This window comes from Ensifer sp. SL37 (assembly GCF_026672675.1).
GTDB lineage: Bacteria > Pseudomonadota > Alphaproteobacteria > Rhizobiales > Rhizobiaceae > Ensifer > Ensifer adhaerens.
Map to the genome: position 1 here is coordinate 295,396 of NZ_JAPPRN010000007.1, position 16,482 is coordinate 311,877.

General features: G+C 60.2%; 21 protein-coding genes. 8 read left to right on the plus strand and 13 right to left on the minus strand.

The window, feature by feature from the left end:
• Positions 1-12: 12 nt before the first annotated feature.
• Positions 13-1,059, plus strand: coding sequence for an ABC transporter ATP-binding protein (locus OVA00_RS33485; RefSeq protein WP_268090527.1), 1,047 nt, complete (start codon positions 13-15; stop codon positions 1,057-1,059).
• 15 nt (positions 1,060-1,074) lie between these two features.
• Positions 1,075-1,485 (plus strand): hypothetical protein, encoded by a 411-nt coding sequence (locus tag OVA00_RS33490; RefSeq protein WP_268090528.1) that lies wholly within the window; start codon positions 1,075-1,077, stop codon positions 1,483-1,485.
• Between the two features lie 104 nt (positions 1,486-1,589).
• On the opposite strand, the gene OVA00_RS33495 is transcribed toward OVA00_RS33490, so the two are convergent.
• From OVA00_RS33495 to rocF, 5 genes are all read right to left on the minus strand, one after another.
• Positions 1,590-1,883, minus strand: a complete 294-nt coding sequence (locus OVA00_RS33495) for a hypothetical protein (RefSeq protein WP_060517231.1) — start codon at positions 1,881-1,883, stop codon at positions 1,590-1,592.
• 212 nt (positions 1,884-2,095) lie between these two features.
• Positions 2,096-2,506: a type II toxin-antitoxin system VapC family toxin gene (locus tag OVA00_RS33500; RefSeq protein ID WP_268090529.1), complete on the minus strand. Its 411-nt coding sequence runs from the start codon at positions 2,504-2,506 to the stop codon at positions 2,096-2,098.
• A complete protein-coding gene (locus OVA00_RS33505; RefSeq protein ID WP_082936598.1) occupies positions 2,503-2,736 on the minus strand; it encodes an AbrB/MazE/SpoVT family DNA-binding domain-containing protein in 234 nt (77 codons plus the stop codon). Before OVA00_RS33505 ends, OVA00_RS33500 begins: the two co-directional genes overlap by 4 nt.
• A gap of 191 nt (positions 2,737-2,927) precedes the next feature.
• Complete coding sequence (gene ocd / locus OVA00_RS33510) at positions 2,928-3,989, minus strand: ornithine cyclodeaminase (RefSeq protein ID WP_034800695.1); 1,062 nt, start codon at positions 3,987-3,989, stop codon at positions 2,928-2,930.
• A gap of 28 nt (positions 3,990-4,017) precedes the next feature.
• Positions 4,018-4,938, minus strand: a complete 921-nt coding sequence (gene rocF / locus OVA00_RS33515; RefSeq protein ID WP_060517226.1) for an arginase — start codon at positions 4,936-4,938, stop codon at positions 4,018-4,020.
• Positions 4,939-5,057: 119 nt separating this feature from the next.
• On the opposite strand from rocF, the gene OVA00_RS33520 reads away from it, so the two are divergent.
• A complete protein-coding gene (locus tag OVA00_RS33520) occupies positions 5,058-5,495 on the plus strand; it encodes an Lrp/AsnC family transcriptional regulator (protein WP_268090530.1) in 438 nt (145 codons plus the stop codon).
• A 277-nt stretch (positions 5,496-5,772) separates the two neighbouring features.
• Here the strand turns inward: OVA00_RS33520 and OVA00_RS33525 are convergent, their stop codons facing one another.
• From OVA00_RS33525 to OVA00_RS33555, 7 genes are all read right to left on the minus strand, one after another.
• Positions 5,773-6,510 (minus strand): amino acid ABC transporter ATP-binding protein, encoded by a 738-nt coding sequence (locus tag OVA00_RS33525; protein ID WP_268090531.1) that lies wholly within the window; start codon positions 6,508-6,510, stop codon positions 5,773-5,775.
• Positions 6,511-6,595: 85 nt separating this feature from the next.
• Positions 6,596-7,276, minus strand: coding sequence for an ABC transporter permease (locus OVA00_RS33530; protein ID WP_268090532.1), 681 nt, complete (start codon positions 7,274-7,276; stop codon positions 6,596-6,598).
• A 4-nt stretch (positions 7,277-7,280) separates the two neighbouring features.
• The gene (locus tag OVA00_RS33535) at positions 7,281-7,952 is read right to left on the minus strand and encodes an ABC transporter permease (RefSeq protein ID WP_060581649.1); all 672 of its coding nucleotides are present in this window, start codon (positions 7,950-7,952) and stop codon (positions 7,281-7,283) included.
• Positions 7,949-9,331, minus strand: coding sequence for a M20/M25/M40 family metallo-hydrolase (locus tag OVA00_RS33540; RefSeq protein ID WP_268090533.1), 1,383 nt, complete (start codon positions 9,329-9,331; stop codon positions 7,949-7,951). The genes OVA00_RS33535 and OVA00_RS33540 overlap by 4 nt, the downstream gene beginning before the upstream one ends.
• 61 nt (positions 9,332-9,392) lie before the next feature.
• Positions 9,393-10,172, minus strand: a complete 780-nt coding sequence (locus OVA00_RS33545; protein WP_268090534.1) for a transporter substrate-binding domain-containing protein — start codon at positions 10,170-10,172, stop codon at positions 9,393-9,395.
• 46 nt (positions 10,173-10,218) lie between these two features.
• Positions 10,219-11,352 carry an aminotransferase gene (locus OVA00_RS33550; protein WP_268090535.1) on the minus strand — a complete coding sequence of 378 codons (1,134 nt, stop codon included), beginning with the start codon at positions 11,350-11,352 and terminating at the stop codon, positions 10,219-10,221.
• A 29-nt stretch (positions 11,353-11,381) separates the two neighbouring features.
• The gene (locus tag OVA00_RS33555; protein WP_268090536.1) at positions 11,382-12,323 is read right to left on the minus strand and encodes an ornithine cyclodeaminase family protein; all 942 of its coding nucleotides are present in this window, start codon (positions 12,321-12,323) and stop codon (positions 11,382-11,384) included.
• A 123-nt stretch (positions 12,324-12,446) separates the two neighbouring features.
• Here OVA00_RS33555 and OVA00_RS33560 point away from each other — a divergent pair, with 123 nt between their 5' ends.
• The 5 genes from OVA00_RS33560 to OVA00_RS33585 all read left to right on the plus strand — a co-directional run bounded on the left by OVA00_RS33560 (position 12,447) and on the right by OVA00_RS33585 (position 15,498).
• Positions 12,447-13,016 carry a helix-turn-helix domain-containing protein gene (locus OVA00_RS33560; RefSeq protein WP_268090537.1) on the plus strand — a complete coding sequence of 190 codons (570 nt, stop codon included), beginning with the start codon at positions 12,447-12,449 and terminating at the stop codon, positions 13,014-13,016.
• 56 nt (positions 13,017-13,072) lie between these two features.
• A complete protein-coding gene (locus OVA00_RS33565) occupies positions 13,073-14,146 on the plus strand; it encodes an aminotransferase-like domain-containing protein (protein WP_268090538.1) in 1,074 nt (357 codons plus the stop codon).
• Between the two features lie 11 nt (positions 14,147-14,157).
• The gene (locus OVA00_RS33570) at positions 14,158-14,694 is read left to right on the plus strand and encodes a transporter substrate-binding domain-containing protein (RefSeq protein WP_268090539.1); all 537 of its coding nucleotides are present in this window, start codon (positions 14,158-14,160) and stop codon (positions 14,692-14,694) included.
• 58 nt (positions 14,695-14,752) lie between these two features.
• Complete coding sequence (locus OVA00_RS33575) at positions 14,753-14,923, plus strand: hypothetical protein (protein WP_268090540.1); 171 nt, start codon at positions 14,753-14,755, stop codon at positions 14,921-14,923.
• A gap of 185 nt (positions 14,924-15,108) precedes the next feature.
• Positions 15,109-15,498, plus strand: coding sequence for an inositol monophosphatase family protein (locus OVA00_RS33585; protein ID WP_268090541.1), 390 nt, complete (start codon positions 15,109-15,111; stop codon positions 15,496-15,498).
• 150 nt (positions 15,499-15,648) lie between these two features.
• On the opposite strand, the gene OVA00_RS33590 is transcribed toward OVA00_RS33585, so the two are convergent.
• Positions 15,649-16,407, minus strand: coding sequence for a DUF2306 domain-containing protein (locus OVA00_RS33590; RefSeq protein WP_268090542.1), 759 nt, complete (start codon positions 16,405-16,407; stop codon positions 15,649-15,651).
• Positions 16,408-16,482 lie beyond the last annotated feature (75 nt).

Consider the following 16,482-nt stretch of genomic DNA (forward strand, 5'->3'; position numbering starts at 1 on the left):
GGAGGAAGAAAAATGGCATCGGTAGCGATCGACCGCGTTCTGAAACAGTACGGCGCAGCCTCCGTCATCCACGGCGTTTCCGTGGACATTGAGGATGGAGAATTCGTCACGCTCGTCGGACCGTCCGGCTGCGGCAAGTCCACGCTCCTGCGCATGCTTGCGGGGCTCGAGGACATCAGCGGCGGCGAAATCCGCATCGATGGGCGCGTCGTCAACGACGTCGCACCCAAGGAGCGCGACATCGCCATGGTGTTCCAGAGCTACGCACTCTATCCGCACATGACGGTCAAGGAGAACATGGGCTTCTCCCTGAAGCTCCAGGGTCGAGACAAGGCGACGATCGATAAGCTGGTGAAGGAGGCCGCCGGAATTCTCGCGCTTGGGCCGCTGCTCGACCGTCTGCCCAAGCAGCTCTCCGGTGGCCAGCGCCAGCGTGTCGCCATGGGCCGCGCTATTGTTCGTCACCCCAAGGTGTTCCTCTTCGACGAGCCGCTGTCCAATCTCGATGCTAAGCTGCGCGTGACCATGCGCAGCGAGATCAAGGAATTGCACCAGCGGCTCGGCACGACCATCGTCTACGTTACCCACGACCAGATCGAAGCCATGACCATGGCCGACAAGATCGTCGTCATGCGCGCCGGCCGCGTGGAGCAGATCGGCAAGCCGCTCGACCTCTACGATCGCCCGGGCAATACCTTTGTCGCCACCTTCATCGGCTCGCCGTCGATGAACCTCTTTGAGGGCAACGTCGGTGATGGCGGCTTTTTCATTGACGGCGGTGTTTCCCTGCCGCTGCCGGCGTCGCTGGGTCACGGTGAAGCACGCACCTACGGCATCCGCCCGGAAGATCTGGAGATAGCCGAAACGGGCATACCGGCAACCGTGCTGACGGTCGAGCCAACCGGCGCCGAAACCCACCTTCTGGTGCGCGTGGGTACGCAAACGGCGGGGATCGTGTTGCATCGCCGCGTGGACCTGAAACCTGAGGAGCAGATTTATCTCGCGCCGAAGAACCAGAAGATCCATCTGTTCTGCGCCCAAGGAGCCCGGATCAACTGATCCTTTGGCCCCCAATTGAGCGTCGACAAACCGGGGAACGTGATTGCTTCGCGTCAGTCTATGCCGCTTCGAGCTTCTTCGCGCAGCGAAGCAGCTGCCGTAGAGGTGGCGCGGTTCGTCGGGATCAGCGAGGAGGTCGAGTTCTGTGAACATGGCACCCCCGGCATCAGTCGGCCAATCGGCGTGCAGGTCGCTGGTAACTCCAGCGGCAACTACGTCGAGCGTCGCGCCCCGTTCGTCGAGGCGAACTCTGTCGGCAACACTTCGGTTGCCTTTGGCTTGAGTGGAGGGAAGCTCACCCTTGCGCCTCGCCTTTCGAGCCGCGCGCGTCCAAATTCGTCGTCAGCTTTCGACCGCAAGAGCCGGCTGACCGGGATCGCTGGCGGGCGGCGGCACCGACAAATCGGCAAAGGAGTCTTTACCTAACACGCCCTTTGCCGACTAACAGATGCCATCCGGCTGCGGATCACTTGCTCGGTTAGAAATGCTAGGGATGTTCGATTGGGCTTCGAAAGATAAGGGGCTCCTGCCTACCAGCGCGCCCGAACGCCACTAGTCGAAGAAAGGCCCAGGTATAGGCCGATGCAAAATCCGATAAGCGCGGCCGTACTGACGATTGTCGTTGCTGTTCCGGGATTTTCCCGCGCGGCCTCTATTGCGCCCTGTCCTTGCTGTCGGACCGTCTGGGCTGCGTTCCTAGCTATTCCAGAGGCGCCTTCAGCCGCAGAATTGATCCCCTCACTCACAGCTTGCTTCACCTCCGCGATCTGCGATCGCAATTCGGCGATTTGATCTTCAATCGATTGCTGGTTCACACCAATCATCTTCCACCTCCTGGTTTGTGAACGCAAAACCGTTGAGCTGCGAGAATGTTCCAGCAACGGGGAGTGGGGTCGCCGCCTGTCCCTGACTCTCTGCTGAAGTGCGGCAACGCACAGTATTCCTCCCGCGTTTGCGCAACGCGTATCTTCCGGTTCTGTGCATTTTTGATCGCATAACGTATCGACGGGAACTGAGCCTCCCATGAGCAGCTTCATCAGGTCGGCAAGTTCGGCGCAATCAGCGTCAACGTTGGGAAATAGGTGCGATAACGGCCGACGTCGCGTGTGAGCAGCGAATATCCGCTAACCGCTGCGTGCGCACCGATGAAGAAATCAGGGAGCGCCCCTGTCCGCGTTCCGCCTGCTTTGCGATATCGTGTGAAAACCTTGCTCGCCAGAAAAAGGGCCTCACGCGGTATCGCCGTCAGCTCCAACCCCGCTTGATCAAGGAAGCCGTCAACGTCTTCGATCCGATCGTAGCGGACGGCGAGTTCGGCGTAGACGATGTCGTTGATCCAGATTGCTCCCCCGAGGCTTGCAGCTTCCAGCTGCGCTATCGACCAATCGGCCCAAGTTGGATCATCGGTAACGACGTCGAGAAGGACTTTCGTGTCTACGAGTATCACGGTTCGCCACGCGTAAGCGCCATGATCGCGTCAGTGTCGGGGCCCTTGCCCGCATGCCCTCGTAGTTTCGCGAAGCGGCTGGGCGGCTGCTTTTTCGCAGCATGGACGAGGACAACGCTTCCATCTGAAGTGCGTCGGAAGTCTATCTTGCTTCCAGGCACGATACCCAAGAGATCGCGCACAGGCTTGGGAATAGTAATTTGTCCCTTGGATGTAACTGTCGTCGTCATGGCCGGACCCGTGTAAGGAATGATTTATCCAAGGTATTACTTTTTGTGCCGCGGTTTTCAAGGAATTGGATAGTAAGTTCGATTCCCATCAAGGCGCTCAATTGGCCTCTTCAGACTGCTTGGCGACTGACGCCTAGCGTTCCCCGGCTTGACCGTCGACAAACCGGGGAACGTGATTACTTCGCGTCAGTCTATGCCGCTTCGAGTTTCTTCTCACACCGCAGAAGCATGCCGTAGAGGTCACGTGGCTCGTCGGGATCAGCGAGGAGGTCGAGTTCTGTGAACATACCGTGTTCGGCAATCTGGTCCCGGACGTAGCGGAGGGCGGAGAAGTCCTCGATCGCAAAACCGACACTGTCGAAGAGCGTGATCTGATCCGGGCTCTTGCGGCCCTCTGTCTCGCCGGTCATGACCTGCCAGAGTTCGATGACGGGGTGCTCGGCCGGCAGCTGCTGGATTTCGCCTTCGATGCGTGTCTGCGGCGGATATTCGACGAAGATGTCCGAGCGCAGCAGAATGTCCTTGCTGAGTTCGGTCTTGCCGGGGCAGTCACCGCCCACCGCGTTGATGTGGACACCGGGGCCGACATGGTTGTCCGATAGGATCGTCGCGTACTGCTTGTCGGCGGTGACCGTGGTGATGATGTCTGCGCCTTCGACCGCCTCTTCGACCGAGGTGCATTCTTCAATGGTGAAGCCGAGGCCTGCGAGGTTGCGTGCGCATTTCCGGGTGGCGGAGGCGTCGATATCGTAGAGGCGAAGCTTGTCGATGCCGAGCAGCGACTTGAAGGCGCGAGCCTGGAATTCGCTCTGCGCACCATTGCCGATGATGGCCATGGTCCGGGCATTCGGCCGGGCGAGGTACTTCGCCGCGACCGCGGACGTTGCCGCAGTGCGTAGCGCGGTCAGGATCGTCATTTCGGTGAGCAGCATCGGGTAGCCGTTGCCGACATCCGAGAGCACGCCGAAGGCCGTCACGGTCTGGCGGCCATCGCGCGTGTTCTTCGGGTGACCATTGACGTATTTGAAGCCGTAAAGCGTTCCGTCGCTGGTGGGCATCAGCTCGATGACGCCTTCCTGCGAATGGGAAGCGACGCGCGGGGTCTTGTCGAAGACCGGCCAGCGGCGGAAGTCCTCCTCGATCGTGGCCGCCAGGTCCGTCAGGAACCGGTCGATGCCGACCTTCAGAACCAGTTTCATCATGTGGTCGACGCTTACGAACGGAACCACGTTCAGTTTCGGATCAGTATTCATTTTTCCTCCAACCAAAGAACAATCGAAATCAGCCAGTGACAGTCGGGCGATCCATCACCCGCTTGCCCATCAGGCTGGCGACGAGATCGACGAGCAGCCGAGCGGTCTTGCCGCGCTCGTCGAGGAACGGATTGAGTTCGACAATGTCGAGGCTGGTCACCAGCCCGCTGTCATGCAGCATTTCCATGATCAGGTGCGCCTCGCGGAAAGTTGCTCCTCCCGGTACCGTGGTGCCAACGGCCGGCGCGATGTCCGGCTCGAGGAAGTCGACATCGAAGCTGACATGCAGGAGGCCGTTTGCGGCCCGGACCCGTTCGATGAAATTGCGGACGAGGACGGCCACGCCATGCTCATCGATTACGCGCATGTCGTGCACCGTGATGCCGGTGGTGCGAATGGCGGCCTTTTCGGCGGCGTCAACGCTGCGGATGCCGATCATGCAGACGTTTTGTGCGGCAACGGGATGGGCAAGCGCAGGGAAGAAGCCATCGAAACCGGTCTGGCCGGTATAGTAAGCGACGGGCGTGCCGTGCAGGTTGCCGCTGACCGTCGTTTCGAGAGTATGGAAGTCGGTATGGGCGTCCAGCCAGAGCACGAACAGCGGCCGCCCGAGTTCGGCGGCTCGGCGTGCGAGACCGGGAACGGTGCCCGCGGAGATGGCGTGGTCGCCGCCGAGGAAGATGGGCATGCCTGCCTTGCTGTGTTCGTAGGCAGCAGCAGACAGCGCTTCGACCCAGGCGACCGTTTCGCCGAGGTGATGGACGGCCTTGTTCGGATGGGGCATCTCGTCGAACGCACGCGGGCTGAGATTGCCATTGTCCTTGACCGAATGGCCCAGTTCTTCCAGTGCCGTACGAAGGCCAGCGATGCGCAGGGCGCTCGGCCCCATCTCGCAGCCAAGCTGCCCTGCCCCGATTTGCAGGGGCGCGCCGATGAGCGTGCAGTCCATAGTGTACTCCCGTTTGTTTTCATGATTATAAAAGTCATCGATGGCGGATTGAACATTGAATTTTGGCATATCGAGATGCTAGTTTGACCAAATTGATAAGAACGGAATCCAAATCGGGCATGGATGCTCTCGACCAGAAGATCGTGATGCTGTTGCGCGGCAATGGGCGTCGAAGTGTCTCGGACCTCGCGCTGGAAACGGGCGCCTCGCGGGCGACCGTGCGGGCGCGCATCGAGCGGATGGAGCAGGACGGGACCATCCTCGGCTACACGGTGATGCTGCGTGCCGATGCGCTTGAAGATGTCGTTCGTGGCGTGATGATGGTTGAGATCGAGGGCCATGTGACCGATCGGGTGATCCGCACGCTCGGCGGCTTTCCTGAAATCTCGCAGATTCACACGACGAACGGCCGGTGGGATTTGCTGGTGGAACTCAGCGCAGCGAGCCTGGCCAACTTCGATGCCGTGCTGCGCAAGATCCGTCTCGTGCCCGGCATTATGGGCAGCGAGACGAGCCTTCTTTTGTCCACGCCGCGGTCGACGAGGGCGAAGCTCTAACCTGACGAGCGTCGACCTGGAAAATCACTTCGACGGGTGTCACTGCGGCTGGCGCGCGCCGCGTTTTCCCGCAATGGGTTGGCGCACCGGCGGCACAAGCGCCGGCGACAATCATCGAGCGCTTTCGGGCCTTGAGGATTGCGACGGCTTTGTCGATAGCGGCGCATCTGGTCGCGGCCGGGCCTCGGCCGACGAATGATCGGCCGGGGTAATTATGACATCGAGCGGGGCTAGACAAGGACGGGCGCGGACGCGCGCAATGGTGCAATGCCTTCGGTCAGTGCAGAATCTGGCTGAGGAACAGCTTGGTGCGCTCGTGCTGCGGATTGTCAAAGAACTCGGCCGGCGAGTTCTGCTCGACGATCTGGCCCTGGTCCATGAAGATGACGCGGTTGGCGACCTGGCGGGCGAAGCCCATTTCGTGGGTCACGCACAGCATGGTCATGCCTTCTTCGGCGAGCGACACCATGGTGTCGAGCACTTCCTTGACCATTTCCGGGTCGAGCGCCGAGGTCGGCTCATCGAACAGCAGGATCTTCGGCTTCATGCACAGCGAACGGGCGATCGCCACGCGCTGCTGCTGGCCGCCCGAAAGCTGACCCGGATACTTGTTCGCCTGCTCGGGGATCTTGACGCGCTTCAGGAAGTGCATCGCGATTTCTTCGGCCTGCTTCTTCGGCATCTTGCGCACCCAGATCGGCGCAAGCGTGCAGTTTTCGAGGATCGTCAGGTGCGGGAAGAGGTTGAAGTGCTGGAACACCATGCCGACTTCGCGGCGCACTTCGTCGATCTTCTTCAGATCGTTGGTGAGCTCGATGCCGTCGACGACGATCTTGCCCTTCTGGTGCTCTTCGAGGCGATTGATGCATCGGATCATCGTCGACTTGCCGGAGCCAGACGGGCCGGCAATGACGATGCGCTCGCCCTGCTGAACATCCAGATCGATGTCCTTCAAGACGTGGAAAGCGCCGTACCACTTGTTCATGCCGGCGATCTTGACTGCTGACTTTGACATTTTTCTCCTCCAGAAGTGTGCATTGGCTGCGCCGCGCGGAAGACGTTCTCCGCTTGCAGTTCTCGCGACTGTCGATCGTGTTGGCTTATCGGCCTGGGATGGCGAACCTTGTTTCGAGCCCCTTGAAGACCCGACCGAAGGCGGCACCGATCAAGAGATAGATGGCACCCGCGATCAGGAACGTTTCGAATGGTGCATAGGTCTTGGCGACGGATACGCGGGCTGCACCGGTCATTTCCATGACCGTGACCGCGCTGGCGAGGGTCGACCCCTTCATGACGAGGATCAGTTCGTTGCCGATGCTTGGCAACACGGCGCGGTAGATCTGCGGCAGGACGACCTTGATCAACAGGACGTATTTTGCCAACCCGAGGGCTTTCCCGGCTTCCCACTGCCCTTTGGGCACCTGCCGGATTGCACCGGTCAGGACCTCAGCCGAATAGGCGGCCGAGTTGAGGGCGATCGTCAGGACGGCGCAGTAGACCGGGCTGCGGAGGATGGGCCAGAGGATGCTTTCACGAACGGCCTCGAGCTGTCCTAAGCCGTAGTAGACAATGAAAAGCTGCACGAGAAGCGGGCTGCCACGGATGACGAATGTGTAGGCAGACGCCGGAAGCCGCAAGCACCTTGAGGGAGAGGACAGAGCCAGGGCGACCGGCAGCGCGAGCACCTGTCCCGCGAGGAAGCTCGCCAGGGTGATGATCAGTGTCAGAACGAAGCCGTTCTTGATCGTGATGAAAGCGGGAAGAAAGAGATCCAATGACATGGGACTACCGCAGATGAGTGGTCAGGCGCTGATTGTAGGCATTGATGAAGAGCGTCGAGACGCCGGTCACCAGCACATACAGCGCCGCAGCCGTAAGGTAGAAGGCGAGGGGCTTGTGGGTTGCGCCGGCCGCGACGACGGATTTGCGCATCAGTTCCTCGAGTCCGATGATCGAGACCAAGGCGCTCTCCTTCAGGATCACGAGCCACTGATTGCCGAGCCCGGGCAGGGCTCGGACCATCATCTGCGGTAGGACGATGAGCCGGAACGCTCCGGGCCTGCGAAGGCCGAGAGCGAGTGCCGCCTCCCATTGACCTGACGACACCCCGACCAGTGCGCCGCGGACGATCTCCGTCAGATAGGCGGTTGAGACGACAGTCAGCGCTGCGATGCCGGCGGTGAGAGCATCCACTTCGACATAGACGCCGAAAAGACCGGTCAATAGAACCGTGCCGCCGTAGAAGATCAGGAAGATGACCAGCAGTTCCGGCAGACCCCGAATGAGGCTGACGTAACCGGCGATGACCTTGCGAACCGGGGCGGATCCGTAGACCACGGCCGGTGCAAGCACGACCGCGAAGATCAGTCCAAGGACAAAGCTTCCGACGGCGACGGAGAGCGTGACGAGGAAGCCCTGCAGGAGCTGGGGAAAATACTGGACAACCGCTTCGATCATGACCCGGTCTCGCGTTGCTGGTAACCAACGTCTGCCGCCGATCCGCACTGGCTGGCGAGCGCGGAGAAGAAGTCTGCGGAGAAGCCGATCATCTGGTGGAACTGGTCGATGAGGATGTTCTCATCGGGAGAGTGCAACATTGCGCCATGGTGCGTGATGCCCGCACCGAAAAGCGTGGCGCCGAGCTGATGCACGAAGGGGTGCGCAAGACCCGAGGCTGCCGAACTCGGCTGAAGGATGGCAGGCTGGCCGAACCACTTTTCCAGCAACTTCGCTCCGAGCTTGACGGCCCAATGCGACGGATCGCTGCGAACACCCAAGACCTCGGCGTCGTGAACGATCAGCTCGATATCGTCAAAGCCGTTGTCGTCCAGGTGCAGGCGTACCAGGTCAGCGACGGCTTTGGGGTTCTGTCCAGGGACGAGACGAAAATCGAGCTTGGCGGTCGCGGCCGCCGGCAGGACCGTCTTCGTGCCAGCGCCCTCGTATCCGCCATGGATACCGTTGACGTTCAGGCAGGGTTCGAAGTTGAGCTGCTCGTAGAAGTTGGATGGAGTCACGGCGCCAAGAAGCTTTTGCCCCCCGGTTGCCGCCATTAAGTCTTCCAGTGCAAACGGGGGGGAAGCGGCAAGTTCTCTCGTCGCTCGATCGGGCTCGATGCCTTCGTAGAAGCCTTTGATCAGGACACGGCCGGCTGCATCGCGCATGGAAGCGACAGCAGAGGCCAGCCGCCATAGGGGATTATCGAATATGGCGCCGAGGCTGGAATGCAGATCAGCGCGTGCGGTGCGAACGCTCAGCTCGATCGCCAACACGCCCTTGAAGCCCATGAGGACCACCGGTCGGCCGCGTGTATCGACCTCCCCGAATTCCCACCAGCAGAGGTCAGCTTGAAGGCCTGGATAACGTTTCTCAAGGAAGCGTACGAGCGAAGGACTTCCGATTTCCTCTTCGCCCTCGACGATCCAGATCAGGCGGAAGGGTAAGGGGCCGGGGTGTCGTTCCCGGAACAGGCGCCATCCGGCAATGCGGCTGACGAATTCGCCCTTGTCGTCTGCCGCACCGCGGCCGAAGAGCGCGCCGTGGCGCTCCGTCAGGCTGAAGGGCGGTGCCGTCCAAAGATTGACAGGCTCTTCAGGCTGAACGTCGTAGTGGTTGTAGATCACCAGTGTGAAGGGGCCATCACCGATTTCTCCGGTTACGAACGGACCGACGTCCCCTGGCTCGATTGCAGTTTGGAAGCCGGCGTCGGCGAGAAGAGCGGCAACCTTATCGGCGCACGCATCGAGGCCTTCAAAGCGGGCGCTGACGGAAGGGATCGCGACGAGGTCCGTCAGGTCTCGCGTCGCTTCGATCTTGATGTGATCTGGAAGTGTCATCGTCCAATTCCTTTCGCGAGGAGGCGGGCTTGCTCGCCCCCTCGCGTGGTTCATGTGTTCGTCATTTCTTGGAAATGTCGTATCCGAACCACTTTTCGGAGATCGTCTTGATCGTGCCGTCGGCGAGCATCTCCGCCACGGCCTTGTCAACCTTGGCGGCGAGTTCCGTGTTGCCTTTGGCGATGGCGACGCCCTGTCCCTTGCCGAATTCGGGGAAGTCCGCGCTGGTCAGGAGCGGGCCGGCATAGACCAGCTTGTCAGCGCCACGATCCTTCACAAGCGGCTCCAGTGCGGATCGCTCCATCAGGCCGGCATCGATGCGTCCGGCGACAACGTCGTCGGCAATCTGGTCCGGGCGGTCATAGACGCGCACGTCCGCATCTGGGAAATGGGCGCGAACCACCTGCTCATGGGTTGTGCCGGTCTGCACGCCGATCGCGACCTTCGCAAGCTTGTCCTGCAGATCCTTGGCGGACTTCGCCTCGGCAAACAGGCTGCCCGCGGCAACGACCATTGCGTTTGGGGCGTCCGCGTAGGCGACGGAAAAGTCGACCTTCTGCGCCCGTTCCTCGTTGATTGACACGCCCGAGATCACCAGGTTGAACTTACCGACCTGCAGGCCGGGTAGCAGACCGTCATAGGCCTGGTTCTGCCATGTACAATTCGCCTCGATGCGCTTGCAGATTTCGTCACCGACGTCGCGGTCGAAACCGACGACCTCGCCGGCGGCATCGACGGACTCCCACGGCGGATAATCTGCGCTCGTGCCGACCCGCAGATCTTGCGCACTGGCGACACTCGCTGCCAGCGAAATCGTCATCACGGCAAGCAATTTCTTCATGTTCACTCCCCTTTCGTTATGAGACATTGCATCTCCACCGCCCTGATCACGGGGCCGCGGTTTGATAGCCCTTAAGAAATTCGGACATGCGCTTCAGCCCTTCCTGAAGGGTGGTGCCGTTGTTGGTGAAGCCGATCCGGACATACCCTTCCATGTCCATCGCGCTGCCAGGCGTCAGCATGACGCCGGTACGTTCCAGAAGCCGGATGCAGAACTCTTCCGAGGAAATTGGCAGATCGTACCTGAGGAGTGCCGTGGTGCCGGATTTCGGTTTGATCCACGAGATCAACGGCTCGTTCTCAACCCAGTCGGAAAGCAAGGCGAGGTTGGTGCGCGTGATCGCCTGGCTGCGCGCAAGAATCTTGTCGCGGTTCTCCAGTGCAATTGCTGCGAAATGATCGTCCAGCATGCCGACGCTGATCGTGTTGTAGTCGCGATGGACGGAGACAGCATGGATCAATTCTACGGGAGCGACGATCCATCCAAGGCGCAGGCCGGCAAGCGCGAAAGTCTTGGACATGCTCGCGGTGCTGATGCCTTTCTCATAGAGGTCGGCGATCGACGCGGTCATTCCGTCGCCTTCCTGGTCCGTACCGCGATAGACCTCGTCACACAGGATCCACGCGCCGCAGGCGCGGGCAATCTCGACGATTTTCTCCAGATAGGCGCGGTCCATCAGCGAGCCCGTCGGATTGTTCGGATTGTTGATGGCGATGAGTTTCGTGCCCGGTGTTGCAAGGCGCTTCAGCTTCTCCAGGTCTGGCAGGAAGCCAGTCTCTTCCGTGAGATTGAGGATTTGTAGGTCGGCGCCGTAGCTTTCCGGGATGGAATAGTGCTGCTGGTAGGTCGGCCGGACCGAGACCACACGGTCACCCGGCTCGACCAGCGTTGCGTGCACCAGGGCATTCGCGCCGATGGCGCCGTGCGTGACCACGACATTTTCTGCAGTTTGCTTTTCGTAGAGGCCGGCAATCAGCTTGCGGAGGCGTTCGCTGCCTTCGATGGCGCCGTAGGTTAGCTTCATCGGCAGAAGCTCGGAGAGGATCGTGTCGGTCTTGCCCGCCATCTCCAAAAGTTCGGCGACTGTCAGCGACTCGACGCAGGTCTCGGCGATGTTCCAGTCGCATCTGTTTTCGTAGCGGTTCATCCAGATCTCGACGCCGAAATTACGAATCTTCATTGCCTATCTCCTGTGCTGTCTTGGAAGGGTTAGCTGCGTGCTGCGGAAAGCAGGGCGCTGGCGGTTGCTATGTCTTCGAGCCCGAGCCCGATCGAACGGAAGAAAGCTGGACGGCCAGTGTCCCGGGCAGTTGCTCGGCCCGACAATAGCTCGGGCAGGTCGCCAACAAGGCGATCTGTGCTCCACTGGCCACGTTCCGCGGCAAGTTTCATTTCGCCGGCCGCAGCCGGCGTGGTGGCCCGATAGTCGCAATAGACATCGAACCGATTGAGCGTGTCGGGGGCGATCTCGTGGGCGTTGGCGACATTGGTGCTGATGGATGTGACGAGTACGCCCGCGCCGAGCCTCGACGCGTCGATGACCGGTGTGCCGGACGAGGTGCATAGCATGACCACGTCGGCGCCGGCCGCGGCCGTATCGGTATAGGTGGATGTCGTCACCGGGCAGCCAAATTCGAGCTGCACCGGAAGACCGTGCCGGTTGGTAATATCCGGAGAGCACAGACGAATTTCCTGCCACGGACGGATCGATGCAGCATGCCGAAGATGCGCGAGGCCGATTTCGCCTGTGCCGATGATCGTCAGGATCTTTGCCTCTTTCGAGGCGAGCAGATCGGCGGCAATCGCGGTGGTCGCGGCCGTTCGTTCGGTCGTCAGGCGTTTGGAATCACACAGGAGCAGCGGCTTCCCGGTCTCCATCGACATCAGAAGCGTCCAGGCGGTAACGGTCGCCCCATTCGTGCCGGGGATATAGGGCGAAAGCTTCGTGCCAAAGACACCATCGCTTCCAAGAACGCCTGGATAGGTGATGAAGTCTCCGCTGCCGGCCGGGAACAGGCTCAACGTCTGTGGCGGCTGCACAGCCCGTCCATCGGCAAGCGCGATGAACATACGCTCCAGGGCTGCGCGAACATCTGTGCGGGGCAACAATCGGGTGATATCTTCGTCGTTGAGTACGACCAATTTCTGCATTGTGACGATCCCAAAAGGCGTGCGAAGTCACGCTGCATGGACGCCAAAGCCTTGGCGCCCCATGCAGGGCAAGACGCACAGAAATGTGTTGAGCTGTGAAAGCCGGTAGTCTAGAAGGACCATATGAGCAATATATTGCACAGTCAAGACCGGGCCGATGTGTTGGCCCACGTTTCCGGAAACCTCCGCCGTTTAAGGCTCGCCACGGGCCTGAGCCAAACGGCGCTGGCAGATGCATCCGGTATCAGCCGGCGGATGATCGCGGCGGTCGAGAGCGGCGACGCGAACATCAGCCTTTCCAGCCTCGATAAATTGGCGACCGCGATGGGCGTAGACTTCGTCGAGTTGGTGCGCGATCCATCGAGGGAGACGCGCGCCGAGATAAACGAGGTCACCTGGCGCGGAAGTCAACCGGCGAGCGCCGCGATGCTGCTTTGTTCGGCGCCCGCCTCGCGGGAAACACAGATGTGGCTGTGGACCCTCGGCCCGGGCGACAGCTACGTGGCCGAGCCAGACCCCGAAGGATGGCACGAGATGCTTTTCGTTGTCGAAGGAGCGCTGCGTTTGATCCAATCGGGCGAGGCGCAGGACTATGCCACGGGCGAGTTTGTCACTTACAGCACGGCCCAGCATTATTCGTACTGCAACGTCGGAAAGAAGACCGTCCGCTTCATTCGCAACGTCGTCTCGTAGGTCGAAATACCGCCCGGCAGGGAGATAGTGCGCGGCCCCGCACAGGGATTTCCCGGATGGCTTCAGCGAAACAGTTCAACTATCCCGTTTGGACCATGGTCGTTCGAGAAAAGTCCGGTGGGCCGACGTTGCAGGGGCAGCTCTTCATCCAGTTGCGCCGGCTGATCGTCAACGGACAGCTTGCGCGCGGCGCCCGATTTCCGGCCAGCCGGTCGATGGCGACCGATCTCGCGATATCGAGAAACACGGTCAACATGGCCTATGATCGCTTGGCGGCCGAGGGCTATATCAAGCGTCGCCCGAGTTCCGGCTTCTACGTGGAAGAGAGCCTTCCGGAAGACTCGGTTCGGCCTGGAGGAGAACGAGGCCCGCCGCCTTCGAGCTTACCGGTTGCGCTGTCTGCACGGGGGAGAGAGGCGTCGATACGGCATTGGAGTTGGTCGCGCCAGGACAAGTTCGATCTCAGTCCTGGCATGCCGGCGCTGGATATCTTCCCCTACAAGCAGTTCGGCAAGATCGCCGCCAACTATTGGCGACGCTTCACGGTTTCTGACCTCGGGTATGGCGACGGCGGCGGCCTGGCGGCGCTTCGCCAACAACTCGCCATCTATCTTAGCGAGGCGCGCGGTATCCGATGCGAGGCTGACCAAATTATCGTCGTGGGAAGCACGCTTCAGGCTGCCAATCTCGTCGCGCATGTTCTTCTCGACGCCGGTGACGTTGTCGGCGTCGAGGACCCGGCCTACGCGACGCTCTTGTCCACTCAGCGTTCGGCTGGGCTTCGGCTCTCACCCGTGCCCGTTTCTCGTGACGGACTGAACGCTGACGACATCGCGCATCGTGCCGCGGATGCCCGGATGATCCTGGCTTCACCGGTCGGCCAGTTTGCCGCGGGTGCAACCATGTCGGAAGCTGCGATTGAACGGCTTCTCGCCTGGGCCAGTAAGTCGCAGCGCTGGATATTCGAGGACGACTTCAACAGCGAGATCAGATGGCGCGAGACGCCGCTCGTGCCGCTCGCCGCGCGTAAGGGTGGCGAGCGGGTCATCCATGTCAGCTCCTTCAATCGTGTGCTCGCCCCCGGGCTGCGGCTTGCTTATCTGGCCTGCTCGCCGGAAAATGCGACCTGATCTCCGCATCGATGTCCATCACCGAGGAGCGGCTGCAGAGCATCAATTTCTCCGTTCCCTACCGCTCGTCGGCCGCCCGGTTCGTCGGACTAAAGACCTTGGATGCCAAGCCGGTGACGGATGCAGGCGAGCCGAACCCGGAAGGCGTTGCCGGTAAGACCATCGGCCTCCAGCGCTCGTCGACCTATGCGAAGTACATCGCAGAGAAGTATCCGCAGGCGACCGTGTCCGAGTATGACAAGGTCGACAACATGATCCTCGATCTTCAGGCTGGCCGCGTCGATCTCATTTTTGCTGGCCCCATCAAGCTCGACAACGACTTCCTCAGCAAGCCGGAAGGCAAGGACTACGGTTTCGTCGGTCCGGAAATCGACGACGCGTCCTACTTCGGTCCCGGTATCGGTATCGGTATCGGCATCCGCAAGGCCGACGAGGATCTTCTGAAGAACGTCGATGGTGCGCTGACCGCCATGTTCAAGGATGGCAACTTCAAGGCGATCAACGACAAATTCTGGTCGTTCAGCGTCCTTCCGGCCGCCGCAAAATAATCCGCGACCACAACCTGACGGATGCGTTTGACGGCTCCGTCTTTCTTTGGAGACGACCATGGATCTATTGCAGGGATGGGGTGACGAGATCGCCCACGGCACCCTTTTGACCATGAAAGTGGCAATCCTCTCGCTGCTCGTCGGCCTGTGCTGGGGCATGCTGGGCGCGTTGGCGCAGATGTCACCGACCGGGCCGTGGCATCCCTTGGCCGTGGCTTCAGTCTGGTGATGCGAGGTACACCGGAACTGTTGGTCATCCTGATCGTGTACTCGTCTGGGTCATTGATCCTATTGACGGCACCAAGGCTTTCGTCGGCGGACTTGCTGTCTATGGCACATGATTTCATTGACGCAGGGCGGAACGCCGGTCCTTGGACTGATTGACAATCCTGTCACCGGCGCCGCTGGCTGGGATTGTCAGGGCGCGCGACGACCCTCAACGGTGTCGCCATCCGGACAGCATCGACTGCTCTCCTTTCTGAGGCGTTCATGGCCAACGGCAATCCGGAGCCGTTCCAGCAAAACGAGAAGGATAGCGTTGAGCGCCTGCGCCTATCTACGCGCTGGTGCGTCTATGGGGGGAGCTGCATGGCCTATGGCCGCGTCGCGGACGGCAGCATCCACATCAGCATCGATGGAGGGCTCGATCCCTACGACTATTGCGCCCTTGTCCCGGTGGTGACGGGTGCGGGCGGCTGTATCACCGACTGGCAGGGTCGGCCGCTCACGCTGACTTCCGGCAATCTGTGCCTCGCAGCCGCCAACGAAGCCTTGCATCGCCAAGTCCTCGAAACGCTGAAATGATGCAGGTCTGACTGGAGGGCAGGGCTGCTCTGACTGGTGATGGGGCGGCTCGGACAGACCCTGAAGTTCTCGGCTCTCGTTTTTCCGGTCTTGAGATCCTGGCCACCGAGGTTCAGATACGTCAATTCGGTTAGCTGCACGCAACGCAGACTAAGGTGATGACGAGTCACCAGGCGGTATTTGAACTGAGAACTCTCGCACCGGCTGAGACGTAAGTTGCCTGTCTCGTCGCCGGCGGTAGGCATGGGAGCGAAGCAGATCCCGCCAATTCGGGCTTGTGAAAAATGCAGTTTGAATCAGCAATTCGGCAAACAGAAGGTTTGGAACAAACTGCAGCGATCGCAGGGGCTCATAGATAAGGTCGAAGTCTGCCCCAAGCCAAAGGGATAGATGCAGTTCAGCGCGGAAAGTCACATTTGTAAGGGTCAGGGCGTAATTCCGGATCATCCATTCAGCATGACGAGCATATCGTCCTTGAACAGCCCGCAACCAGGCAAGAGCGGCCGTGACGAACCATAGGACCGAAAGAACGGCAAAGCCGAAAACCGTCAAAGGCCCCTCGGTTTCGTTCAGGCTCATCTTCAGCGTTGCGATCGAGGTGACAAGCACTGTCAAGATGTACGCGCGGCCGCCCCAGCGGTGAACAGTGGGGAACCGTTGCGGGAGCCGGTCAAAGAAAAGAAGTGCCCCGCCGACAAGAAGCACCGGCGCCGTAAAAAGATGCAAATACAGCTCGAACTTTTCATTCTCGAGGTGATCAATGGCTCGATGAAATATGGTGTGAATATCCACCAAGATGAACCGCGAATTCAGTATTGCGACCGAAATCGCCGAGAGAGTCATCAACAGCCAAAGCGATTTGCGAAAACGTCTTAATTCAACCATGGCACGCCCGCCAAAAAATTGCATACGTTACAATGGTTTAAGATGAAAACAGAAATTCAATTTGAGGTCGTGCCTCAAAGGCGCTCCAAGTGTAGTTTA